Raw genomic sequence first — 24,599 nt, 5'->3', positions numbered from 1 at the left:
GTAAAAAACAAGTCTTCAAGGGAGTGCGGAAACTGAGCCATTTCTCCAATGTGAAGTTGAACATGTTGATGGTACTTTTAATGCCAAGGATCGTGGTGCACTGCTTGATTGGTTGAAAGAAGAGAGCGGTGATGAGGTTTGTCGTATTTTGACCAATGCTCGTTGTTTGTCGGAGGGGGTGGATGTTCCAGCTCTTGATGCGATTATGTTTTTAAATCCACGCAAGAGTCAGATTGATGTTGTGCAAGCGGTTGGGCGGGTGATGCGTCGCAGTGAAGGCAAAAAGATGGGGTATGTCATTTTGCCTATTGGTGTTCCTTTTGATATTCCAGTGGAACAGGCTTTAAACAACAATGATAAATATCGGGTTGTTTGGCAAATTTTAAATGCTTTGCGCGCCCATGATGATCGTTTTGATGCGACGATTAATAAGGCATCCTTGGGGCAAGATATCAGCAATGTGATTGAGATTATTGGGGTGACACAGAGTACTGAGTTACAAGCTGTGACGGCTGTTATCGACAATCTTCCGGTCCGCTCACAACCGGCACGATCGGGCATTGGAAGTCCTGAGCGTGATTTGCTTTTTATAGATGAGAACAAAGGGCAACTTTCCTTCTCTGTGGATGAGCTTTCGCGTGCCATTATGGCGAAGATCGTCAAAAAATGTGGGACGCGTGATTATTGGGAGGACTGGGCGAGCAATATTGCGGAGATTGCCAAAAACCATATCACGCGCTTAACAGGTATTCTGGCAGAACCAGACACGAGGGCACGTCAAGCCTTTAACCAGTTTTTAGCAGAACTGCGTGATGATTTAAACAATACGATTACAGAGGCTGATGCGATTGAGATGTTGGCACAACATATCATTACGCGTCCTGTTTTTCAGGTGTTGTTTGAAGGCTATCAGTTTACGCGTGAAAATCCTGTCTCGCGTGCTATGCAACAGATGCTTGATGTGCTTGATGAAGCCAATCTTGATAAGGAATCCAAAGATCTTGAGAAATTTTATGCCAGTGTAAAATTACGCGCCAGTGGTATTACCGATCCACAAGCAAAGCAGAGGTTAATTGTAGAGCTTTACGATAAATTTTTTCGTTATGCTTTTCCACGAACGGTCGAAAAACTCGGCATTGTTTATACGCCCGTTGAAGTGGTGGATTTTATCCTTCATTCTGTCAATGATGTGTTAAAACAAGAATTTGGCCAAACGCTTGGTTCTTCGGGGGTGCACATCATGGATCCCTTTACCGGAACGGGGACTTTTATCACACGGCTTTTGCAATCAGGCTTGATCAAACCAGAAGAAATGAAACACAAATTTTGTCATGAAATTCATGCCAATGAGATTGTTTTACTGGCTTATTATATCACAGCCATTAATATTGAGACGACTTATCATGGGTTGATGGGGGGGGATTATGTTCCCTTTGAAGGAATTTGTCTGACCGATACATTCCAACTTTATGAGCAAGATAAAGATCTGGTCAGTCATTTGCTAGAGGATAATAGCACCCGCAGGTCACGCCAGAAGGAGCTGGATATTCGTGTTATCGTGGGCAACCCTCCTTATTCTTCTGGACAAAAAAGTGCAAATGACAATGCGAAAAATATTGGCTATCCTAAATTGGACTTTTGTATCCGTGAAACTTATGCTGCTCAATCTAGTGCGAGTCTTATGCAAGCGCTTTATGATAGTTACATTCGTGCTATTCGCTGGGCGAGTGATCGTATAAAAGACTGCGGTATTATTGGCTTTGTTTCTGGTTCGAGTTTTATAGAAAAACCAACAATGGATGGTTTACGAAAGTCTTTAGCCAAAGAATTCTCAAACATTTATGTTCTCAATTTGCGGGGTGATATTCGCAAGAATATGTTGAGTAAAGGGCGTGCTCAAGAAGGGCAAAATGTTTTCGGTAGTGGAAGCATGACAGGAATTGCGGTGACGCTGTTTATCAAAAATCCCAATGCCACAGGACCTTGTAAAATTTATTATCATGATATTGGCAATAACCTCACGACAAAAGAGAAACTGCATGAAATTCAGAGATTGGGCAGTGTTAGCGGTATAAAGTGCGAACAAGGCTGGCAAATGATTTCGCCAGATGAGTATGGCGATTGGTTGGATCAGCGCAACAGTGATTTTGAAAAATTTCTAGCCTTAGGTAAGAAGAAGGGTTCTGTTAAAAAGCTCTTTGAAAACTTTTCTTGTGGACTTAAAACTAATCGTGATGCTTGGGCATATAATTCAAGTCGTAAAGCTTTAGCAAACAATATGAGCAATATGATTGCTTTTTATGACGGTGAAGTAGAGCGTTTTAATAATACTTATGAGCATTTTGATCGAAAAATACGTATAGGTGCTGTAGACGATTTTGTTAACACGGATGCAAAAAAAATTAGTTGGAGCCTTAAAATTAAACAACAGTTAGTTAGGGGAAATTTTTTTGAGTTTGAAGATACATGTCTTACTCAAAGCTTGTATCGTCCCTTTACGCGACAATGGCTTTATTATAATCGCATTTTCAATGAGGCAGTCTGTCAAATACCATATATGTTTCCGATAGAAGAAGTTTTTAAAAATAGAGTCATACAAATTTCTTCTGTAGGAGCAAGAAGCGGTTTTTCTGTCTTGATGACTAAAAGTTTACCGGATTACTATGCAATAGATAATGGACAATGTTTTCCGCGGTATTTTTACAAAAATACTGTGATGTCAAAAGAGAAAGAAGATAACCAATCTCATTTGTTTTCCAATCTTGCAGAGGAAGGTAAAAAAGCTGGTTGGAAGCGGCGTGATGCACTCACCGATGAAGGGTTGGCATATTTTAAAGAAGCCTATCCTGGTGAAATGATTACAAAAGATGATTTGTTTTATTATGTTTATGGGATTTTGCATTCTGAGGATTATCGCAAGCGTTATGCGCATAATCTGTCTAAAGAATTGCCACGGATTCCAACGGTTAAAAAAGTAGAAGACTTTTGGGCTTTTGTGACAGCGGGTCGAAAGCTTGGTGATTTGCATATGAATTACGAAGAGGTTGAGCCCTATCCGGTGACCTATAAACAAGGGGATCCAAAAACTTGGGTGATTTCTGACGCGGAGAGTTTTTATCGTGTTCAAGCGATGAAATTTGCGGGTAAGCGCGGTGCTATTGATAAAAGCACCGTGGTTTATAATAGCAATATTACCATGCAAAATATTCCTCTTGAAGCATATGAATATGTGGTGAGTGGTAAACCTGCTCTTGAATGGGTGATGGAGCGGCAGATTGTCAAAACGGATAAAGCGAGTGGGATTGTGAATGATGCTAATCGTTATGCTGTTGAGACGGTGGGTAATCCAGCCTATCCTTTGGAATTGTTTCAACGGGTTATTACGGTCAGTTTAGAAACCATGAAAATTGTGCGTAATCTTCCAAAATTGGAAGTGCGAGAAACTGAAAAGGTTCAGTTGTCCATTGTGCGGTAAAATGAGAGTCTTTAGGGGACAGTGGTAAAACACTCTTCTTTAAGGGAGCGTAATCCAAGCCGACACCATTATCCACTGTCCCCAATTTTGCGATAAGCCTTTGGCACTTGAGATTTTTCATAAGAGGCATGCTGTTTTGGGACAGTTTTATGCCATGCAGGTTCTCTTTTCTTGTGATGTGTAACAAAACAGTTTTGATTGATTCAACAGAGAATAAATTTCAAGTGCGAGAATCTTACGGTATTTAAAACTCTTATTTAAAATAAATTATGGTAAATGATTATTATAAATCAATGTGTTGTAATGAATGCATAAGTGTATTGGGGCGTTTGCTTGGCATGAGGATTTGTTTGTCAAACCTTTATGAAGGAATCCCGTGTGAAAGGGTATGGAGAAGACACTAGGAAGTGGTTAGAAGGTGGTAAGGTTTAAGGGTTCCAGGATAAAGGATCAGAGGGAAATCAGAAGGCGGTTCTGATATAGACTTGGAGCGTTTTAATATATTGGACGATAAGAATGCGGGCTTGCTTGATCTGTTGTATTGTATTTTCAGCTTTGCTCTTTACAGGATAAGCAATGAAATGGATATCGGGCATGAGATATTTAAGTTCACGCATTGAGCGCCATATGTGGTAATCATGGGTGACGATATAAAGGGTTTTATAGTGGTGCTTTTTAATCCAAGCGGCACTTTCTTCGGCGTTTCCTCTGGTGTTAATTGCTTGATGCCCAATATCAATACAACAGGAGATAAGCTGTGGGCTAATATGCATATTATGCATAAAACCCTTTAGATTGGTTGAGGTGTTTACACCACTGATGAGAAGTCGTGAACCAAGCCCTTTTTGTAAGAGATGAAGTCCTGTTTCTATTCGGTGTTCTCCGCCTGTAAGCACGATGATGGCATCGGCTTTGGGAAGAGGCGTTGGGGGAAAAAGCTGTTCAGTTTTTTCAGAAAAAATAATAAAACCACCCCAAAAAATGAAAATAATGACCGCAAGAATAAGAGTTGTGGGTGGAAAATAGCGAAATAAGTAGCGGAGAGACCAGCTATGGTGGGGCTGTTTTGAAATAGGACGTTCTAAATTGTTTTGAGTCAATGAGTTGGAGCTGTTGTGAGTCATAAAATTAAAATAAACCGTTTTCACATTGATCAATTTTTTTCAGCTGCGCTAAAATAGTCATGCGGTTTGTCAAAGTGGTGAGAAAAGAAACAAAAATAATAAGAAGAATAATTTTTCCATAAGGAATGGAATTTATGGAAATATGTCCAAATAAAGCGGTTACTTGGCTGGCTTCTGCTCTTCCTAAGTTATAATTTGTCCAAAGACAAAAGGACGAAAACAGAAATATACTTGTAAGACCACCATATAAAGCACCGCGCAGTGCAGTTTTAAAAAAATGCCAGTCAAATTGACGCGCAATGAAAAGAGTTTCAGTACCAAGGAAATATAAAACATTAATAATATGGGCATTTTCTGCCAATGCATTGCGCGTGGCAAAAATGATGGTGAGGATAAGAGAGCCTAAAACCAATGCTAAAATTAAAAAACCAATGAAAACAGTGGTGTATGCCATGGTTGCAAAACGATGGACCCAAACACGGTGATCATCAAATTGACCGCCTGGAATTTGAGTTTTAATGGCATGATTAATAGCGGCAAAATTGATTGTTTCATCTTCTTTTAAGGTGACAATGATAAGGCGGGGAAGGGGCAATTCGTTCAAATTAAAACCTGTTCCAAGCCATGGTTCGAGTAACTTTTCAGTGGCGTTTTGGTCAACAATTTTTGCATCTTGTACACCAGAAAAGGTTTTAACCAATGTTACTGCATCATGAAGTGCTTTGTTGATATCAACATTGTCAATGGGGCGTATTTGTATTGTGGCTTCATAGCTAATTTGATTGCTCCAATTTTTGGCAGAGCGCTGGATTAAATCAACACCAATTAAGGTGAGGCTTGAGAGAAATGTCATAATAGCAATCACGGCAACCAGCGCTTGCCCAGAAATGTTGCTACTGGGAATAATCGCCGTTGTGTTTTTTTTATTGCCGGTAAAAATAGAAAACAATTTATTCATGAATCGTCATCCGTCCATTATGGAGAAGCATACGTCGTGCTGCAACTTGTTCCATTAAGGCGATATCATGGGTGGCAATGATGACAGCCGTTCCAAAACGGTTTAATTCAATAAACAAACGTAGCAGACGTTTTGCTAAGGGCGGATCGACATTTCCTGTTGGTTCATCCGCAAGAAGAATTTCAGGTTGATCAATAAGCGCGCGCGCAATGGCGACTCTTTGTTTTTCCCCACCGGAAAGAACCGGTGGTAAAACATGAATATGATCCCCAAGACCTACCCAACAGAGAAGATCTTCTACTTCACTGCGGTAGGTTGCTTCTTCTTGCCCTTTAATGCGTAAGGGCAAAGAGACATTTTCATAAGTGGTCATATGGTCAAGGAGACGAAAATCTTGAAAAACCACACCAATACGTTGTCGCAGAGCTGGGAGCTCTTGTCGTTTGAGTAAAGCTGTGTCTGTTCCAAATAAATCAATATGACCACGCGTTGGTTTGAGTGCCAAAAACATCAAACGCATCAATGATGTTTTACCCGCCCCAGAGGCCCCCGTGAGAAATTGAAATGAGCCAGCAGGAATATGAAAGCTGATATCGCGAAGGACCTCTGGGCCCATTCCATAGCGCAGACCAACATTTTCAAAATGAATCACTTTTTGTTCTTACTCCTGATTTTATCTTGTAGCATTTATTCTAAAAATTTTTTCCTTTTCATTGCCTTAGGCTTTTGCTGTAAGCTTGTTCATTTTAAATTTCATGGTTTTTTCTGCGCTTTTGTTATCGATAAATATTCTTGCTCAAAAATATTATTATTTATACTTGCTCTTTCTCTCTTTATTTATGATTTTAGCAGGAAATTCAAAGTGATTCTAGTATAAACATCAGAACTATCTTTCCTTCTTCTCCAGAGACTTTTTTGCATTGAGTGGGTATGAAGCCATTAAAAAGGCAATTTAAAAAGCTCAGTTGTTCTTTTTATCTCATTTTTTTATTCAAATGCATATTCCCATTTGGAATTTTTTCTTTTCATCAGTGGTTTTCATAACAATGCCGAGATATTTGCGCAAAAAACAAAAAACACCGTATGTTGTATTTTGTCGCCTTTCCTTAATCTTGTCGATTGGCAATCAGATCTTCGACAACTTGTGGTTCGGCAAGGGTTGAAGTATCTCCTAAATTATCGAAATTATTTTCAGCAATTTTGCGTAAAATACGTCTCATAATTTTTCCTGATCGCGTTTTGGGAAGTTGCGGAGCAAACTGAACTTTATCCAAGATGGCAATGGAGCCTATTTCCTTTCTGACATGTTGAATAAGCTCTTTCCGCAATTGGTCACTGGATGTTTTGCCTTCCATGAGAGTGACAAAACTATAAATTCCTTGTCCTTTAATAGGATGTGGGTAACCAACAATAGCGGCTTCTGATACAGCAGGGTGCAAAACAAGGGCGGATTCAATTTCCGCAGTTCCTAACCTGTGCCCTGAGACATTGAGAATGTCATCAACCCGTCCTGTAATCCAATAATAACCATCGCTATCGCGTCTACAGCCATCGCCTGTAAAATATTTTCCTTTATAGGTAGAAAAATACGTTTGAATAAAGCGCTCGTGATCCTTATAGAGCGTGCGCATTTGTCCAGGCCATGAATCGCTGATACAAAGATTGCCTTCTGCTTCACCTTCTAAAACATTGCCTTCAGCATCAACGATTTGGGGGTGAACACCAAAAAAAGGACGTGTGGCTGATCCTGCTTTGAGGGGTATTGCACCAGGCAAAGGTGTGATCATATGGCCCCCTGTTTCTGTTTGCCACCATGTATCAAGAATAGGACAACGGCCATTCCCAATTGTGTGATAAAACCATTCCCATGCCTCTGGATTAATCGGTTCACCTACGGTTCCTAAGAGACGTAAAGATGTTCTTTTCGAGCGTTCAACAAACGAATTTCCTGCTCCCATTAAGGCGCGGATAGCGGTTGGCGCGGTGTAGAATATATTAACTTGGTGTTTGTCGACAATTTCCCAAAATCTTCCCTTATCAGGAAAGGTTGGTGTGCCTTCAAACATTAAAGTGGTAGCGCCATTACATAAAGGGCCATAAACCAAATAAGAATGTCCCGTAATCCAACCAATATCGGCTGTACACCAGTAAACTTCACCCAGATGATAATCAAAAACATATTTGTGGGTCATCGCGGCATAAATAAGATAGCCCGCTGTGGTATGTAAAACACCTTTGGGCTTGCCGGTGGAGCCTGAAGTATAAAGAATAAAAAGCGGATCTTCAGCATTCATGGGTTCTGCTGGACAGTCTGTTTTGGTATCAACGATTTCTTCATGGTACCAAAAATCACGTCCTTCTACCCAATCAATTGGTCCACAAGTTCGCCGTATAACCATGACTTGATCAACATACACATTTTGACGGGCAGCAATCTCAATGGCATGGTCAACATTGTCTTTTAAGTTAATCCTTTTGCCACCACGCAAGCCGTGATCAGCGGTAATAATGAAGGTTGATTCACAGTCAACAAGGCGTCCTGCTATCGCCTCAGGAGAAAAGCCTGCAAAAATAACCGAATGAACAGCACCAATGCGGGCACAGGCGAGCATGGCATAGGCAGCTTCAGGAATCATGGGAAGATAAATGGTTACTTTATCGCCTTTCTTAATGCCACGGCTCTTTAAGAGATTGGCAAAACGACAAACATGTTCATAAAGCTCATTATAGGTTATTTTTTTATCATGATAGGGATTATCTCCTTCCCAAATCAGAGCGATTTTATCTCCATGGGCTTTTAAGTGGCGATCAATGCAATTATAGGCAACATTTGTTATTCCATCCTCGTACCATTTAATTGATACATCATCATTAAAAGACGTATTTTTTACTTTTGTAAAAGGTTTAAACCATTCAATACATTGTCCATGTTTTGCCCAAAAGCTTTCTGGATCATTGATGCTTTCTTGATACCACTGTTGATAGGTTTTCTCGTTGATGAGAGCATTTTTTTTTATATCATCTGATATTGGATAAATTTTTTCAGACATAAGTTCCCTCTTTTCATTTATTTATTGTAGAGAAAATGAGCCATGGTATCTTTAGGCAAAACTTCCCCATAAACTTTTCATTTTTAGGGTAGATTAAATGACAAAGATTGGAATAGTCAATTTTAAAATCTGATGTGATAATATTGAATAGCGTATTTTATGCTTCTTTAGGATGCTCAAATGCGGCAGAGCCTATTGTGGTAGAGAGCTTTTTATAAAAATATTAAAGACATAAAAAAATATCATATAAAAAAGAAGGGAGAATGAGAGTGTTTTTTTATAATAAAATCATAACTATAAGATGCAATTCATAATAAATATCTCTGAAAACTATTTTATCCATAGCTATCAGACATTTATTTTGCTATACTCCTTAAATAGATGTTTCTCATTCTATTAACTTCAGAGATATCTCGCTTTGTTATTATCTACAAATTAAAATAATATTTCTTGAGTTTACTTATGGCACTTCTTGGCTGTAGAGAAAAGACCTGCAACTCTATAGGCTGCTGTTACAGCTACTTTTTATAGGTATTGATACTTCGGGAAAAACAACTTTTGCCAATCCAACGCCTACCGCTGTTGCATCAGTACCAAACAGTGCAGCTTTGCTTGAACTCTAGATATAACCACCAGTATTATATTCTCCCCAGAAACTTGTTGTGCCATGTGAAGCATGTGATAAACTTGAACTGCCTGTTTTAATTCTCTCCTCCGTATAAGAATGGACTGTTGTTATAAAGCCCCTTTCGATGCCCACGGTGTTATGCAAAATTTGTGCAATGGGCACCAACTTGAATTATCTATATTAAAAACAGTATCACAAAATTAAATTTTAAAAATAAAAATACTTTATAATTAATAAGTATATTATGTATAGATAAACATATCATTTATAATACTTTAAAAATATAAAGAATAGTATCAATACTTTTTCTTAATTAAAGTTTAAATTTAGAAAAAGTATGCACCTGGTATTTTCTTTTAAACATATTTATAATTGAACTCCGTTGCGTTGTTATTGTTTGTCTGTATGAATGGGGTTAATGCCTTTTTTAGCGATTGTTGGTCACACCTTGCCTCTTGCTTCTTGCAGTGTGGAGAAAATCTCTACGCTATTGCGTTGTCTTTATGATTGCTATCATGTTGTTTAGCACTGTTTTTTTATGTTCGCTTTGGCATTTGAGGTGCTTATTGTGCTCAAGTGACTTAGTAAGAGAATTGAAGTGCTATGTTGATAGACCTAAGCTTCTTTTGGCCTACTTTACGTTATTGGTATGTGGAGAAATTGTTTACGCGTGTTGAGGGAATTAAGAGAATTCGTGTTTTTTAATGGAAACCATTACGATAATCGTTTTGAATGTTCTTTTGCGATTATTTATTCCACGACAGTTTTTTTCATTTATGCGCAACGCACCTATTATTATTATTATTTTGTTTTTATATTCAGGAGCTCTTTTTTAAAGATGCTTTTGGTAGCGTGGGATCAGAAGGGGGCGAAGTAGAGCTAAGGTGTGGGAATATAAAAGAAAAGCAGAGCTGTGTGGAAGTCATGTTATGGGTTAAGGATGTGCTGATGAGAAGTTTAGGAAGAGCAGTTTTTTGCTCCTTTGTCTCATCTTATAGGGAGAAATAGAAACGGGAACTTTTCTACTAGAGTTGCGCTTTTAGTGAGCTTGAGAGAAATATTTTTCATGTCTGTTGTTTTTTGTTTGTTTGTAAAGTTTTTAAGGGGAATTTATATGAAGAAAAATAGCTTCATACAGGGCGCTTGCCAAATAAAGCAGAGCCAATGCGAAGGACATTCGAGCCAAATTGTAGGGCTGTTTTAAAGTCATTAGACATGCCCATGGAAAGCTTTGGAAGAGCGGCTTGTTTGGCGAGTTTTGCTAGGAGGGCGAAATAGGGTCCAGGATTTTCCTCGACAGGGGGGATGGCCATCAAACCAATGATATCAAGCCCATAGTTGTTTTTGCATTGAGAAACAAAAGGGATTACTTCTTGCGGGGCAACACCACTCTTTTGCGGTTCTAAGCCAATATTGACCTGAACATAGCAGGGAAGATGTTTTTGTTGTTTTTGCATTTCTTCTGCCAAAATTTTGGCTATTTTTTCACGATCAACCGTTTGAATGACATCAAAAATTTTAACAGCTTCAGCGGCTTTATTGGATTGTAGAGGACCGATGAGATGAAGTTTAATATTTTTAAATTGTTGACGTAACTCCAGCCATTTTTGTGTTGCTTCTTGCACACGATTTTCTGCAAATTGAGAGTGACCGGCTTGCAAAAGGGGACGTATATCATCAGTAGAAACAGTTTTTGAAACAGCAATAAGTTCAACTTCTTCCACGGGGCGTTGTAGCTCTTGGCATAGTGTCGCAATGTCTTTTTGAAGGTTTTGCAATGCTTTAGTGGAGGAAGCTTGGGGGAGCGTTTGTGTATCCATATTTTTGTGCTTTACCGTTTTTATTCAAGTTTTATTCAAAGGTTGGTTATTTTTATAAAATACTTAGGGAAATATTGCACGAAAATGTTGACGATGAGGTTAATCCATGGTCAAGCATAATAAAACAAGTTTTTGGTTTAGTTTTATTAAAAGAGTACCATGGGAATGACAATTGAGCATTATAAGATAGGTGAACGCTATAATCCACGTGCGCGAGAAAAAAAATGGCAAGAAATTTGGGATGAAAGGAAAATTTTTCAGACTGTAGGGGAAGATTGCCGTAAAAAATATTATGTTTTAGAGATGTTTCCTTATCCATCAGGCCGTATTCATATGGGGCATGTGCGCAATTATGCTATGGGAGATGTGGTGGCACGCTATAAACGCGCGAAGGGTTTTAATGTGCTTCATCCTATGGGCTGGGATGCTTTTGGGATGCCGGCTGAAAATGCTGCTTTGCAAAGTAAAGTGCATCCTAAAACGTGGACTTATGAAAATATTGCCGTCATGCGTGGACAATTAAAGCAATTAGGTCTTTCACTCGATTGGGCGCGTGAATTTGCAACGTGTGATGTGGACTATTACCACCGCCAACAAATGCTATTCCTTGATTTTTATCAAAAGGGGTTGGTGGCGCGTAAAGTGGCTAAGGTCAATTGGGATCCCGTTGACCATACTGTTTTGGCCAATGAACAGGTTGTGGATGGAAGGGGATGGCGTTCTGGGGCGTTGGTGGAACAACGTGAATTGACCCAGTGGTTTTTCAAAATTAGTGACTTTAGTGAAGATCTCTTGGCAGGACTTGAAGAACTGGATCAATGGCCGGAAAAAGTGCGCACAATGCAAAAAAACTGGATTGGAAAATCCCAAGGTTTGCTGATTCGTTGGGCTTTAAAGGCAACAGCTGATGATGTAAGAGATACTCATGATGTTTGTCAGTCCTTTGATGAGGTTGTTTGTTATTCAACGCGTCCTGATACCTTGTTTGGTGCTTCCTTTTTGGCTCTGTCTGTTGATCATCCTATTGCACAATCTCTTGCAAAAAAAGACAAAGCCCTGGCGGCTTTTATTGAAAGTTGTCGGAGTGGAGGAATGACAACAGCAGCTCTTGAAACAGCGGAAAAACAAGGGTTTTGCACATCGCTTGTGGCGGTGCATCCTTTTGATGTGGCGGTGCATATTCCCGTTTATATCGCTAATTTTGTGTTGATGGACTATGGAACGGGGGCTGTTTTTGGCTGTCCAGCCCATGATCAGAGAGATTTTGATTTTGCGCGTAAATATGATCTTCCGATAAAACCAGTGGTTTTGCCAAAAGGAGAGCAAGCAGAAAATTTTGTCATTGCTGAAACACCTTATGTTGGTGATGGGGTGATTATTAATTCTCGCTTTTTGGATGGTTTGACACCTCAACAAGCCTTTGAAGAAGTGGCTAAAAGGCTTGAGGGGCAAGTGCTCAATGGGCAACCACAAGGGGAAAAAACAGTGCAATTTCGATTGCGTGATTGGGGAATCTCGCGTCAACGTTATTGGGGATGCCCTATTCCGATGATCCATTGTAAAACGTGTGGGGTTGTGCCTGTACCACGGGCTGATTTGCCGGTTATATTGCCTGATGATGTTACTTTTGATCAACCGGGTAATCCTCTTGCGCGGCATGAAAGGTGGCAGGAAGTTGCTTGTCCTTCCTGTGGTCAACCTGCCAAACGTGAAACCGATACCATGGATACTTTTGTGGATTCTTCTTGGTATTATGCACGCTTTACGGCTCCTTTTGCCGCAGAACCTGTTGAAAAACAAGCAACCACTGAATGGCTACCTGTGCAACAATATATTGGTGGAATTGAGCATGCGATTCTCCATCTTCTTTATGCGCGCTTCTTTATGCGTGCTATGAAATTGGTTGGTCATGTGAGTGTGGATGAGCCTTTTAAGGGGCTCTTTACGCAAGGGATGGTGGTGCATGAAACCTATCGCGATGATCAAGGGTGGGTTTCTCCAGCAGAAATTTCGATTGTTGAAAAAGATGGAAAACGGTGTGCTTATAAATTGACCGATCAAAGCGAAGTGACGATTGGTTTAATTGAGAAAATGTCAAAATCAAAAAAGAATGTTGTTGATCCTGATGATATTATTGCCTCCTATGGCGCTGATACGGTGCGCTGGTTTGTGTTGTCTGATTCACCGCCGGAAAGAGATGTCATCTGGACAGAATCGGGTGTTGAAGGCGCGCATCGCTTTGTCCAGCGTGTTTGGCGCCATGTGGCGTTGAGTGCTTCTGTTTTAAAGGATGTGGCCCCTTGTGCAGGGCATCAGGGAGCGGCTTTGGATCTGTCAAAGGTTGCACATCGCACGCTCCACGCTGTCGAAGATGATTTAGAAAAATTTGCCTTTAATCGGGCTATTGCACGTCTTTATGAATTCTTGAATATTATGGCCCCTTTGTTAAATAAGGTGGCAGATGTTGAGGATGAAATGAAAGCCGCTTTACGTCAAGCTATGGATTTTTTCCTTGTCATGATTGCACCGATCATGCCCCATTTAGCGGAAGAATGCCATGCGGCTTTAGGGGAGAAAACTTTAATGTCTGAACTTGCTTGGCCTGTTTATGATCCCGCATTAATCGTTGAAGAAAGCTATACTTTGCCGGTGCAAATTAATGGTAAAAAACGCGGTGAGGTGACCGTTTCTGCAACTGCGAATGAGACGATGATTAGAGAAGCGGTTTTGGCTTTAGATTTCGTACAGATGCAGCTGAGCGAAAAACCGGTGAAAAAAATCATTATTGTTCCACAAAGGATTGTGAATGTCGTTCTTTAAAAGTTTTATTCTTGTCGTTTTAGCGGGTGTCTGCACACTGTTGTATGGGTGCAAAATTGAACCGCTCTATCGTCAAGAGTCGCAGAGTTTAAGGGCAATGAATTCTGCTGTTTATGAGGGGTCTCATGCGTATCAGAATTCTATTTCTGAACAAGCTTCTTTGGGGCTTGCACAAAAGCTTAGCTCTATCGTTGTGGAAGAGCCTTCGGATCGTTTTGGACAAATGGTGCGCAATCATCTGCTGTTTTTGTTGTATGGAAAGGGGGGTAAACCTTCTCAACCGGCTTATCAATTGGCATTGCAGATATCCTTCTTGACAAGAGAATCGATGCAGATAGAAGTTGATTTTGAGAAAAAGAGAAAGGGGCGACCTTCTGTTGGAACTGTTATGAGCAAAGCTTCCTATACCTTGCAGGATATGAAAAATAGGCCTGTTGCAAAAGGAACAGCAATAATGAACGCATCTTTTGAGCGACTTCGTCAAGAATATGCAACGATGCAAGCAGAAGAAGATGCCAAAAAGCGTGTGGCAGAAGAGCTGGCTGAACAGATTTTTTTGTTACTTTCTAGAGATCTTTCCAATAAAACTTCTCGTCCTTAGGCAATATTTTGTCCTGTTTTTTGCCAATCGTTGAGAAATATTTGTAACCCTTTATCTGTAAGCGGATGTTTGACGAGGGCTTTTAAGATTGCGGGTGGAACTGTTGCAACGTCAGCACCGCTTAGGGCTGCTTCTTTGACATGGTTAACGGTACGGATTGAAGCGGCTAAGATTTGTGTTTTATAGTTATAGTTATCATAAATTGTGCGAATTTCATGAAGGAGTTCACCTCCATTGAGTCCGCAATCATCGAGTCTTCCAATAAAAGGCGAAACAAAGGTTGCACCTGCTTTGGCAGCAAGTAGGGCTTGATTGGCAGAAAAACAAAGGGTGAGATTTGTTTTTAGTCCTTCTGCTGTAAGGGCTTTACAAGCTTTTAATCCATCTAGAGTTAAAGGAAGTTTGATGCAAATATTATCAGCAATTTTTGCTAAAACAGCCGCTTCTTTCATGATGTTTTCAAATTCTGTTGCGGCAACTTCAACAGAAACAAGCCCACTAACGAGAGAACAAATTTCTTTTGTCACTTCAAGAATATTGCGTCCTGATTTTAGGATAAGAGAGGGATTGGTGGTCACACCATCAACAAGGCTTAAATTCTGTAATTCTCGGATTTCTTCAATATTGGCGCTGTCCACAAAAAATTTCATCTCTAACCTCTTCCTTTTAGCTTTTCACATTTTATCTTGTCTTGCCTTGCTTTTTTGTTATGCGCTATTGTTGACAGCAAAAGCAAGAGGAAGAATGAATATCTCTATAAAAATAGAAATGCCATGATGCTAATAAAAAAAGATGCCATAGTGTTCATCTGCATTTGCTTTCTGTAAAGAAAGATTTAATGTTTTTTCTATGTCTATTTCATGGCGTTGCTTGTCATAAGACGTAGGAATTGTGCATGAGCATTTTTGTGTAGTGGCATCTTTGCATAGTGATTGCTTTATATTTATGAAAATAAGCGAGCATTGTCACACCCCTTGCTCATTTTCCATTGGTGATTGCTCTTGATATTTGAGAATTTTATAAGATGCTTTCCTTATCTTATGGGACATTTTATTTCAATTGTCGCATGTCAGTGAATGGATATTTTTGTGTCGTAAAGTACCATTAAAGAAGATATGCGTTTTACACGTGAAGTTTTTCTACGTTTAAAGAATTTATTATAATAAAAAAATTCTCATATTGAGCGTTTTTATTACGATATGTAAAAATGATTTATCTTTATAAATCAATATGTTGATGATAAGTTGAGATATGAGGTAGAAAGAAAATAAAAGTGTTTATGTTGGGCATGAAATTACAATTATGGGATCGCTAAGGAGTGTAGTGATATGCAGTGATCATGTTGTGTTGAAGGCTTAATCGTGATGGGTTTTATTTGCACTGGAGAATAGCGTTGTTTGTTTGCTAAGAGGATGAGATTGGTGTTTTTGTGATGAAATGCGTATTAAGAAGGATACTTGTGAGAAGCTTATTGTGAAAGGGAAGAATGATTGAAGCTCACAATGAATTTTATAAGAGTGTTTAAAGATAAGCTGTGGACCTGTTGGTGCTCAAGATAATCGTAGACAAGACAATCTAGACAAAAGGATTGTAGATAAGGGGGGAGATCATAGATTGGTTAAAAAGGTGAATTCAAATATGATAGAGGAAAAGGTCGTATCTGTCTTGGTGCCTCTTCCTGTTGCGCATGCTTATAGTTATAAAGTTCCGTCTTCTATGAAAGTGGAAATTGGTTCTTTTGTTCGGGTTCCGGTGATGGGGCGTGAGCTTTGCGGTTTTGTTGTGGAGGTTGGAGAGAAAACAAAGGATGGGCAAGGAACTGCTTCGGTAGCGCGTGAAAAATTACGCTTTCTTTTACATGTTTTTGATTGCCCCCCATTAAAGCCAGAAATGATTGCATTTTTGCGGTTTGTTAGCCGTTATACCATGACGCCTTTTGGTCTTGTTGCACGATTGGTTTTGTCTGTACCGGCTGCTTTAGAGCCGGAAGCGCAGATGCTGGGATTGCGCTATTGTGGGGGGGATGTGGAACGTCTCACACCAGCGCGGTCACGGGTTTTGGAATTGGTGCGCAGTGAGAAGATATGGACACGTTCTGGTCTTGCACATGCGGCTGGAACTTCTGTTTCTGTTGTTGAAGGTTTAAAAGCACTAGGAATTTTTGAAGATGTTAAAGTTCCTGCTCCTGATCTTGTTGGTATGCCCGATCCTGACTTTTGTCCTCCTCAGTTGCAGGGGGCACAAAGTGAAGCAGCAAAACTGTTGCGGGAAGGTGTTTTATCTTCTCAGTTTCAAGTTTTTTTGCTCGATGGTGTGACGGGCTCTGGAAAGACAGAAGTTTATTTTGAAGCGGTTGCTCAAGCCTTCAAAGGGGGTAGCCAAGTTTTAATTTTATTGCCAGAAATTGCTTTAACACAGCAATTTTTAGATCGTTTTTATGCACGCTTTGGCGCTGCGGCAGCAGAATGGCATTCCGATTTGACACCACGTCGTAGAGAACGTGTCTGGCGGCAAGTTGCAGAAGGGCGGGTGCGTGTTGTTGCGGGGGCTCGTTCGGCACTTTTCCTTCCCTTTCATGCGCTTGGCTTGATTGTTGTCGATGAAGAGCATGATAGCGCTTATAAACAGGAAGAGCGCATTTTTTATCATGCGCGTGATATGGCTGTTGCGCGGGGCTCTTTTGAGCATTTTCCTGTTATCTTATCCTCAGCAACACCGTCGATTGAAAGCCAAGCCAATGTTTTAAAAGGGCGTTATCAAAAGGTGCATTTACCCTCCCGTTTTAAAGAAGTTTCCCTTCCACAGTTGCGGGTCATTGATATGCGTCAAGGAGGAGTGCAAAAGGGACGCTTTATTTCTTTTACCCTTGAAAGGGCTTTAAAACAAACACTTGAGAAAGGTGAGCAGGCGCTGCTTTTTCTTAATCGCCGTGGTTATGCGCCTTTAACTTTATGTCGAGTGTGTGGACATCGTTTTCATTGTAGCGATTGTTCAAGTTGGTTGGTCGAACATCGCGCGCAAGGGCAACTGAAATGCCATCATTGTGGCTATCATCAATCCCTTCCAGAAGCCTGTCCTGAATGTGGAACATTAGATCATCTCGTAGCTTGTGGACCAGGTGTGGAAAGAATTGCAGAAGAAACAAAAGGGATTTTTCCTCAAGCGCGCTCATTGATTCTTTCAACAGATCTCAAAGGGGGGATTGGGCAGTTGCGAAGCGAATTGCAAGCCATTGCCAATGGCGATGTGGATATTATTATTGGGACACAGTTGGTCGCTAAAGGACATCATTTTCCCAAGCTCTCTCTGGTGGGGGTGATTGATGCTGATCTTGGTCTTGCCAATGGCGATTTACGCGCCAGTGAACGTACCTTCCAGCTGCTTTCCCAAGTGACTGGAAGAGCAGGGCGGGTGGGATTGGAAAGTTTAGGATTATTGCAAACCTATCAACCAGATCATCCGGTGATAAAGGCTTTACTTTCATGCCAACCAGAGGATTTTTACACACGGGAGATTACAGCACGTCAACAGTATCATTTGCCCCCTTATGGGCGTCTTGCCTCTTTGATTGTGTCTGCACAACAGCGTCAAGCCGCGGAACATTATGCGCGGGCACTCCGTCAAGCCGCACCGCGGGAAAAAAATATCTCGGTTATGGGACCTGCAGAAGCACCTTTAGCTTTGGTTCGGGGGCGTTATCGTTTTCGGCTTTTACTGCAAGGTCAGCGCTCTTTTGATATACAAGGGTTCATTCGGGCAATGCTGAGCAATAGCCCCAAAATGCCCAGTTCCGTTCGGGTCCAAATTGATATTGATCCGCAAAGCTTTTTTTAAAAATCAAATTTCTCTCTCAAGTGGCTGGAAGAGCAGGGCGGGTGGGATTGGAAAGTTTAGGATTATTGCAAACCGATCAACCGGATCAACCGGTCATAAAAGCTTTACTTTCATGCCAACCAGAGGATTTTTACAAACGGGAGATTACAGCACGTCAACAGTATCATTTGCCCCCTTATGGGCGTCTTGCCTCTTTGATTGTGTCTGCACAACAGCGTCATGTCGCTACAACATTATGCGCGGGCCCTGCGTCAAGCCGCACCGCGGGAAAAAAATATCTCAGTTATGGGACCCGCAGAAGCGCCTTTAGCTCTGGTTCGGGGGCGTTATCGTTTTCGGCTTTTACTGCAAGGTCAGCGCTCTTTTGATATACAAGGGTTCATTCGGGCAATGCTGAGCAATAGCCCCAAAATGCCCAGTTCCGTTCGGGTCCAAATTGATATTGATCCGCAAAGCTTTTTTTAAAAATCAAATTTCTCTCTCAAGTGGCTGGAAGAGCAGGGCGGGTGGGATTGGAAAGTTTAGGTATTGCAAACCTATTAACCGGATTATCCGCTCATAAAAGCTTTACTTTCATGCAAACCAGAAGATTTTTACACACGGGAGATTACAGCACGTCAGCATTATTATTTTCCCTCCTATGGGCGTCTTGCCTCTTTGATTGTGTCTGCACAACAGCGTCAAGTCGCTACAATATTATGCGCGGGCACTCCATCAAGCCGCACTACGGGAGAAAAATATCTTGCTTATGGGAGGAAGTTATGGGAGGAACAGAGGCATCGCCCTTATTCGTACAAGACATTGATTTATTAAGTTTTTTACCTTTTGAACGTTACAAGATGAGGCGCTCGTGTGGCGTAAAACTATCCAAGAAAGCTTGAATTCATTTTATGATGTTGCACGTCAATAATGTAAACGCTTTGCATAAATGAAAACGCCTTTAAAGGCTTCCCTATCTTTATTTCATAAAGCCATAAGTTGACACCATTATTGAGCTTCTAAAAGCTCTTGATATTTGAGAGTGTTTATAGAAAGTGTTTTTACAAAACAATATACTTGGGTAATATAGTAGTTTGTGGAACGTTTTAAAAAGAGTGGATATTAAGAGAAAAATGATCAATTTTCCTTAATTTTAAGGGAGATGTCCGTTATTATATCTTGCTTATCCATTTGAAATAATAGACTTTTGCAGTTACAGTCGCTTCTAGCTTCTCGTTAAAGTTTTTGTGAAGATAAGAGAGGTGATCTTTAAGGAAGGGCCGTTTTTTCTGATTTTGCTTTGTTTGAAGCAAAATTAAAGAGCGTAACTTTTTTACAGTATGTTAAAAAGAAGCATAAAAAAATCATGATGCCATCTTGGCGATCTAAAAAAATCCTTTTCAAAACTATTTTGAATATTTTATTTAAAATTTTTAAAAAGCAGCGATTTGTGGTGTTGCGAGTCGGCTATGTCTATGCTAGAAACCAACTGGTTTTTGTTCTAGGTTTTAAGAAGAAGATTCTTAAGATTGGGAATGTCTGTTTCATTATCATCTGATAACTATCAGAGAGTCGCTCAAGGGAAAGAGGCGGTATTTCGTGTCGGATTCATTTTCTCTCATACCGCTGCCGTTGGTAGATCAACGCTATGCGCAAGCGCTTTTTAATTGCGTTCAAGAAGCAGGAAACGTTGAAAAGATTGAAAAGGCAGTGGAGGATTTTTTGCTTGTCTTAGAGCAGAATGAGGATTTAAAACACTTCGTTCTCAGTCCATTCTTTTCAGTCAAAGAGCAAATTAAGATAATGCAATCTGTTTGTGAAAACATTAAATTTGCTGATAAAGAAGCAGGGCAGATTGTTGGTAATTTCTTACGCGTTATTGCAGCAAACCGTAGGCTTGGTGCCGTATTTGGTATTTTACATGCCTTTCAGCGTTGCGTTGCACGCGCTCGTAGGCAAATTACTGCGCAAATAATTTCTGCGCGCCCCTTAAGTTCTCAACAAAAACAAGAGTTGTGTGAGACTTTAGAAGGTGTCGTTGGGGGAAAAGTTTTACTACACATCACTGTGGATCCAACAATTCTTGGTGGGTTAATCGTTCGTGTCGGGGCGTTTCAAATTGATACGTCTCTTCTAACAAAATTGTCTTCGCTTAAGCTTGCATTGAAAAAAGAGGTCAGCTGATGGATATTAGACCATCTGAAATTTCAAAAATTCTAAAAGAGCAAATCAAAAACTTTGACCAAAAGGCTGAGGTTTCAGAAATTGGTTGGGTCCTCTCTGTGGGGGATGGTATTGCTCGTGTTTATGGTTTGGATAATGTTCAAGCTGGGGAAATGGTCGCTTTTCCAAATGGTGTGCGCGGGATGGCGCTTAATTTGGAAGTTGACAATGTTGGTGTGGTCATTTTCGGCTCAGATCGCGATATTCGTGAAGGGGATTGTGTCAAGCGATTGGGCGCTATTGTGGATGTTCCTGTGGGTCCCGCTTTGCTTGGCCGTGTGGTCGATGCTCTTGGAAATCCTATAGATGGTAAGGGACCTATTAAGGAAACAGAGCGTCGTCGTGTTGATGTTAAGGCACCGGGGATTATTCCGCGTCAGTCTGTGCATGAGCCTATGTCAACCGGATTAAAAGCGATTGATGCGCTCATCCCTATTGGAAGGGGACAGCGTGAGTTGGTGATTGGTGATCGCCAAACAGGAAAAACAGCGATTTTGCTCGATACATTTTTAAACCAGAAACCTTTTCATGAAAAAGGGGCTGAACGAGAGCAGGACAAAGTTTATTGTATTTATGTGGCTATCGGTCAAAAACGTTCAACGGTTGCACAATTCGTTAAAGTTTTAGAAGAACGTGGAGCACTGGAGTATTCTATTATCGTTGCGGCAACCGCTTCTGATCCTGCTCCCTTGCAATTTATTGCACCTCTTGCGGGATGCGCGATGGGCGAATATTTCCGCGATAATGGGCAACATGCTTTGATCGGTTATGATGATCTGTCAAAACAGGCGGTGGCTTATCGTCAAATGTCTCTTTTGCTTCGTCGTCCACCGGGGCGTGAAGCTTATCCTGGTGATGTTTTCTATCTTCATTCACGTCTTTTAGAACGGGCGGCAAAATTGAATGCGGAAAATGGATCGGGATCATTGACAGCCTTGCCGGTGATTGAAACGCAAGCAAATGACGTTTCAGCTTATATCCCAACAAATGTGATTTCAATTACCGATGGGCAAATTTTCTTGGAAACCAACTTATTTTATCAGGGTATCCGTCCTGCTGTAAATGTTGGTCTTTCCGTATCGCGTGTTGGTTCTGCTGCACAAATTAAGGCAATGAAACAGGTTGCTGGCTCGATTAAAGGTGAATTGGCGCAATATCGTGAAATGGCAGCTTTTGCACAGTTTGGCTCTGATTTGGATGCATCAACCCAGCGACTTTTGAATCGGGGAGCGCGTTTGACAGAGCTCTTAAAACAGCCACAATTTTCTCCACTCAAAACAGAAGAACAGGTGGTGGTTATTTTCGCAGGGGTGAATGGCTATCTTGATTCTCTAGCAGTTTCTGATGTAGCGCGGTTTGAGCAAGGGCTTTTGGTGCTTTTGCGGAGTGATTATCAAGATCTCTTAAAAGCAATTGCTGAGCAAAAACAGATAACAGATGAGATAAAAGATAAGTTGATAACTGTTCTTAACACTTATGCGAAAAATTTTTCGTGATGAATTGATGGAATGCTTGAATGGCCTCATTAAAGGATCTTAGAGACCGTATCGCTTCGGTTAAAGCAACACAGAAAATTACCAAAGCTATGCAGATGGTTGCGGCAGCAAGGTTGCATCGTGCGCAAGAGGCGGCGCAATCTGCACGTCCCTATGCGAAGAGGATGGCCGATATTTTAACCAGTGTTGCTTCTGATGTGGATGGTGTTGATGCTCCGGCTCTTATGCGGGGTACGGGGCGCGATGATGTGCATCTCTTGGTGGTGTGTACGGCTGAGCGCGGTTTATGTGGTGCTTTTAATGTGCAAATCGCTCGTCGTGCTCGTGAGCAGATTAAAGCACTGTTGACCACTGGTAAAATTGTGAAAATTATCACTGTGGGAAAAAAAGGTGCGGATATCTTATCGCGTGATTACAAAAGTTTGATGATTGATCACATCGATTTACATGCTGTAAAGCGAATTGGTTTTGCAGAAGCGATGATGATTAGTCAACGCATTGTTGATTTGTTCAATGAAGGCGCTTTCGATGTTTGTACACTGTTTTATTCTGAATTTGTTTCCGTAATTAATCAGCGTCCAACAGCTTTTGGCTTGATCCCAATGGGGGCTCCCAAAGCAGCTGTTGAGGCAATAGAAATTGGGGAGCAAACAGAGCCTAAAGGTTCACAAGGGATTGTTTCTGAGGCAATTGTTTATGAATATGAACCTGATGCTGCTTCTCTTTTAGAGGCGCTTGTGCCACGCAATCTTTCAGTGCAAATCTTTCGGGCTTTACTCGAAAATGTTGCTGGTGAAATGGGCGCAAAGATGACAGCTATGGACAATGCATCGCGTAATGCAGGTGAAATGATTAATAAATTGACGGTGGCTTATAATCGTCAACGTCAGGCACAAATTACGACAGAATTGATCGAAATTATTGCGGGCGCTGAAGCGCTTTAAATGGAAAAGGTAAGGATTGATGGCAAAAGCAGTAACCTCAAGCAAAGGAGCAGAAAAAGGTGAAAAAAAGAAACCAGCTGCTCGTTCCGGTGTAAAAAAAGACGCTTCGAAATCTCAAGTGGATGTCAAGACTTCATCTGCGCCTGCACGTCGTGCCGCTAAAGATGCGCCGATGAAAAAAGAAGAGAGTGCAAAAGGCGCTGTTGGTGAAATCAAGCAGGTTATTGGTGCTGTCGTTGATGTACAATTTGAAGGGGCATTACCAAATATTCTCAATGCTTTGGAAACGGAGAATTTAGGCAATCGCTTGGTGTTAGAAGTTGCACAGCATTTAGGTGAAAATACTGTGCGGACCATCGCGATGGATACGACCGATGGTCTGATGCGGGGCCAAAAGGTCGTGGATACAGGAGCGCAAATTAGTGTTCCTGTAGGAGAAGCAACATTGGGGCGTATTATGAATGTGATTGGAGAACCGGTGGATAATGTGGGTCCAATCGCTTCAACCAAAACGCGTTCTATTCATCAAGAGGCACCTGAATATGTTGAACAATCAACCTTTTCAGAGATTCTTGTTACGGGTATTAAGGTTGTGGATTTGTTAGCCCCTTATTCTAAAGGGGGTAAAATTGGCTTGTTTGGTGGTGCTGGTGTTGGAAAAACCGTTCTCATTATGGAGCTTATCAACAATATTGCAAAGGCACATGGTGGTTATTCCGTCTTTGCTGGTGTGGGAGAACGGACACGTGAGGGAAATGATCTTTATTACGAAATGATCGAAAGCCGCGTGAATGTGAATCCAAAAGAGAATAATGGTTCAACAGAAGGATCAAAATGTGCGCTTGTTTACGGGCAAATGAATGAACCACCAGGAGCACGTGCGCGTGTGGCTCTTTCAGGGTTGACCATTGCAGAAAGCTTCCGTGATGAAGGACAAGATGTTCTCTTCTTTGTGGATAATATTTTCCGTTTTACACAAGCAGGGGCTGAGGTATCTGCTCTTTTAGGGCGTATTCCTTCTGCTGTGGGGTATCAGCCTACTTTGGCAACGGATATGGGAGCTTTGCAAGAACGTATTACCAGTACAAAAACAGGCTCTATTACTTCTGTTCAGGCTATTTATGTTCCGGCTGATGACTTGACAGATCCAGCGCCGGCAACGTCTTTTGCCCATTTGGATGCAACAACCGTTCTTTCGCGCTCTATTGCGGAAAAAGGAATTTATCCGGCCGTGGATCCGCTTGATTCCTTCTCGCGTATGTTGGATCCGTTGATTGTGGGAGAAGAGCATTATACGGTTGCTTGTCAAGTGCAAACCATTTTACAACGTTATAGAGCGCTTCAGGATATTATTGCTATTCTTGGAATGGATGAGCTTTCTGAAGATGATAAGTTGCTGGTGGGACGGGCGCGTAAAATTGAACGTTTTCTTTCTCAACCTTTCCATGTGGCAGAAGCCTTTACGGGTTCGCCGGGGAAACTTGTTCCTTTGGAAGATACAATCAAAGGCTTTAAAGGTCTTTGTGCGGGCGATTATGATGATTTGCCAGAAGCTGCTTTTTATATGGTTGGTTCGATTGATGAAGCTCTTGAAAAAGGAAAACGCCTCATGGCGGAGGCTTCTTAAATCAGAAGCTTCTTTATTTA

The 24,599-nt window shown here is 41.0% G+C and carries 13 protein-coding genes and 3 pseudogenes; 9 read left to right on the top strand and 7 right to left on the bottom strand.

Features of this window, described 5'->3' with window-relative positions; genetic code table 11:
* Positions 1-22 precede the first annotated feature (22 nt).
* Positions 23-3,475: pseudogene (locus tag D1092_RS07955) on the top strand (type ISP restriction/modification enzyme); the annotation flags it as partial.
* 461 nt (positions 3,476-3,936) lie between these two features.
* Here D1092_RS07955 and D1092_RS07950 read toward each other — a convergent pair.
* From D1092_RS07950 to D1092_RS07925, 6 genes and pseudogenes are all read right to left on the bottom strand, one after another.
* Positions 3,937-4,599, bottom strand: coding sequence for a YdcF family protein (locus D1092_RS07950; protein WP_120122713.1), 663 nt, complete (start codon positions 4,597-4,599; stop codon positions 3,937-3,939).
* A gap of 4 nt (positions 4,600-4,603) precedes the next feature.
* Complete coding sequence (locus tag D1092_RS07945; protein WP_120121326.1) at positions 4,604-5,557, bottom strand: cell division protein FtsX; 954 nt, start codon at positions 5,555-5,557, stop codon at positions 4,604-4,606.
* The gene (gene ftsE / locus D1092_RS07940; RefSeq protein ID WP_012232498.1) at positions 5,550-6,209 is read right to left on the bottom strand and encodes a cell division ATP-binding protein FtsE; all 660 of its coding nucleotides are present in this window, start codon (positions 6,207-6,209) and stop codon (positions 5,550-5,552) included. Before ftsE ends, D1092_RS07945 begins: the two co-directional genes overlap by 8 nt.
* Positions 6,210-6,663: 454 nt before the next feature.
* Positions 6,664-8,607 (bottom strand): acetate--CoA ligase, encoded by a 1,944-nt coding sequence (acs, locus tag D1092_RS07935; RefSeq protein ID WP_120121324.1) that lies wholly within the window; start codon positions 8,605-8,607, stop codon positions 6,664-6,666.
* Positions 8,608-9,313: 706 nt separating this feature from the next.
* Positions 9,314-9,400, bottom strand: a pseudogene (locus D1092_RS09955) (hypothetical protein); the annotation flags it as partial.
* A 965-nt stretch (positions 9,401-10,365) separates the two neighbouring features.
* Positions 10,366-11,055, bottom strand: coding sequence for a YggS family pyridoxal phosphate-dependent enzyme (locus D1092_RS07925; RefSeq protein ID WP_120121320.1), 690 nt, complete (start codon positions 11,053-11,055; stop codon positions 10,366-10,368).
* A gap of 165 nt (positions 11,056-11,220) precedes the next feature.
* On the opposite strand from D1092_RS07925, the gene leuS reads away from it, so the two are divergent.
* Together leuS and D1092_RS07915 are read left to right on the top strand one after the other, a co-directional pair.
* A complete protein-coding gene (gene leuS, locus D1092_RS07920; RefSeq protein WP_120121317.1) occupies positions 11,221-13,875 on the top strand; it encodes a leucine--tRNA ligase in 2,655 nt (884 codons plus the stop codon).
* Positions 13,862-14,476, top strand: coding sequence for an LPS assembly lipoprotein LptE (locus D1092_RS07915; RefSeq protein WP_120121315.1), 615 nt, complete (start codon positions 13,862-13,864; stop codon positions 14,474-14,476). Before leuS ends, D1092_RS07915 begins: the two co-directional genes overlap by 14 nt.
* Here D1092_RS07915 and fsa read toward each other — a convergent pair.
* On the bottom strand, positions 14,473-15,126 hold the full coding sequence (fsa, locus tag D1092_RS07910) for a fructose-6-phosphate aldolase (RefSeq protein WP_120121314.1): 654 nt from the start codon (positions 15,124-15,126) through the stop codon (positions 14,473-14,475). The genes D1092_RS07915 and fsa overlap by 4 nt on opposite strands.
* 976 nt (positions 15,127-16,102) lie before the next feature.
* Here fsa and D1092_RS07905 point away from each other — a divergent pair.
* The 6 genes and pseudogenes from D1092_RS07905 (at position 16,103) to atpD (ending at position 24,579) form a co-directional block, all read left to right on the top strand.
* Positions 16,103-18,310, top strand: a complete 2,208-nt coding sequence (locus D1092_RS07905) for a primosomal protein N' (RefSeq protein WP_277623149.1) — start codon at positions 16,103-16,105, stop codon at positions 18,308-18,310.
* Positions 18,311-18,315: 5 nt separating this feature from the next.
* Positions 18,316-18,775, top strand: a pseudogene (locus D1092_RS07900) (primosomal protein N'); the annotation flags it as partial.
* Positions 18,776-19,888: 1,113 nt separating this feature from the next.
* A complete protein-coding gene (atpH, locus tag D1092_RS07890) occupies positions 19,889-20,473 on the top strand; it encodes an ATP synthase F1 subunit delta (protein WP_120121310.1) in 585 nt (194 codons plus the stop codon).
* Positions 20,473-22,008 (top strand): F0F1 ATP synthase subunit alpha, encoded by a 1,536-nt coding sequence (atpA, locus tag D1092_RS07885; RefSeq protein WP_120121308.1) that lies wholly within the window; start codon positions 20,473-20,475, stop codon positions 22,006-22,008. Before atpH ends, atpA begins: the two co-directional genes overlap by 1 nt.
* A gap of 20 nt (positions 22,009-22,028) precedes the next feature.
* The gene (locus tag D1092_RS07880) at positions 22,029-22,952 is read left to right on the top strand and encodes a F0F1 ATP synthase subunit gamma (RefSeq protein ID WP_120121307.1); all 924 of its coding nucleotides are present in this window, start codon (positions 22,029-22,031) and stop codon (positions 22,950-22,952) included.
* A gap of 19 nt (positions 22,953-22,971) precedes the next feature.
* A complete protein-coding gene (gene atpD / locus D1092_RS07875; RefSeq protein WP_120121304.1) occupies positions 22,972-24,579 on the top strand; it encodes a F0F1 ATP synthase subunit beta in 1,608 nt (535 codons plus the stop codon).
* The last annotated feature ends 20 nt before the right edge of the window (positions 24,580-24,599 follow it).

It is taken from the genome of Bartonella krasnovii, from assembly GCF_003606345.3.
In the GTDB taxonomy this organism is placed as follows: domain Bacteria; phylum Pseudomonadota; class Alphaproteobacteria; order Rhizobiales; family Rhizobiaceae; genus Bartonella; species Bartonella krasnovii.
Note: the sequence above shows the minus strand (reverse complement) of the source record. Positions and strands in the feature narration are given on the sequence as shown.

What these genes read in the sequence shown, in the direction of transcription:
- D1092_RS07950 (WP_120122713.1), bottom strand. Translation starts at nt 4,599, where the DNA reads ATGACTCACAACAGCTCCAACTCATTGACTCAAAACAATTTAGAACGT.
- D1092_RS07945 (WP_120121326.1), bottom strand. Translation starts at nt 5,557, where the DNA reads ATGAATAAATTGTTTTCTATTTTTACCGGCAATAAAAAAAACACAACG.
- acs (WP_120121324.1), bottom strand. Translation starts at nt 8,607, where the DNA reads ATGTCTGAAAAAATTTATCCAATATCAGATGATATAAAAAAAAATGCT.
- D1092_RS07925 (WP_120121320.1), bottom strand. Translation starts at nt 11,055, where the DNA reads ATGGATACACAAACGCTCCCCCAAGCTTCCTCCACTAAAGCATTGCAA.
- leuS (WP_120121317.1), top strand. Translation starts at nt 11,221, where the DNA reads ATGACAATTGAGCATTATAAGATAGGTGAACGCTATAATCCACGTGCG.
- D1092_RS07915 (WP_120121315.1), top strand. Translation starts at nt 13,862, where the DNA reads ATGTCGTTCTTTAAAAGTTTTATTCTTGTCGTTTTAGCGGGTGTCTGC.
- fsa (WP_120121314.1), bottom strand. Translation starts at nt 15,126, where the DNA reads ATGAAATTTTTTGTGGACAGCGCCAATATTGAAGAAATCCGAGAATTA.
- atpA (WP_120121308.1), top strand. Translation starts at nt 20,473, where the DNA reads ATGGATATTAGACCATCTGAAATTTCAAAAATTCTAAAAGAGCAAATC.
- D1092_RS07880 (WP_120121307.1), top strand. Translation starts at nt 22,029, where the DNA reads ATGGCCTCATTAAAGGATCTTAGAGACCGTATCGCTTCGGTTAAAGCA.
- atpD (WP_120121304.1), top strand. Translation starts at nt 22,972, where the DNA reads ATGGCAAAAGCAGTAACCTCAAGCAAAGGAGCAGAAAAAGGTGAAAAA.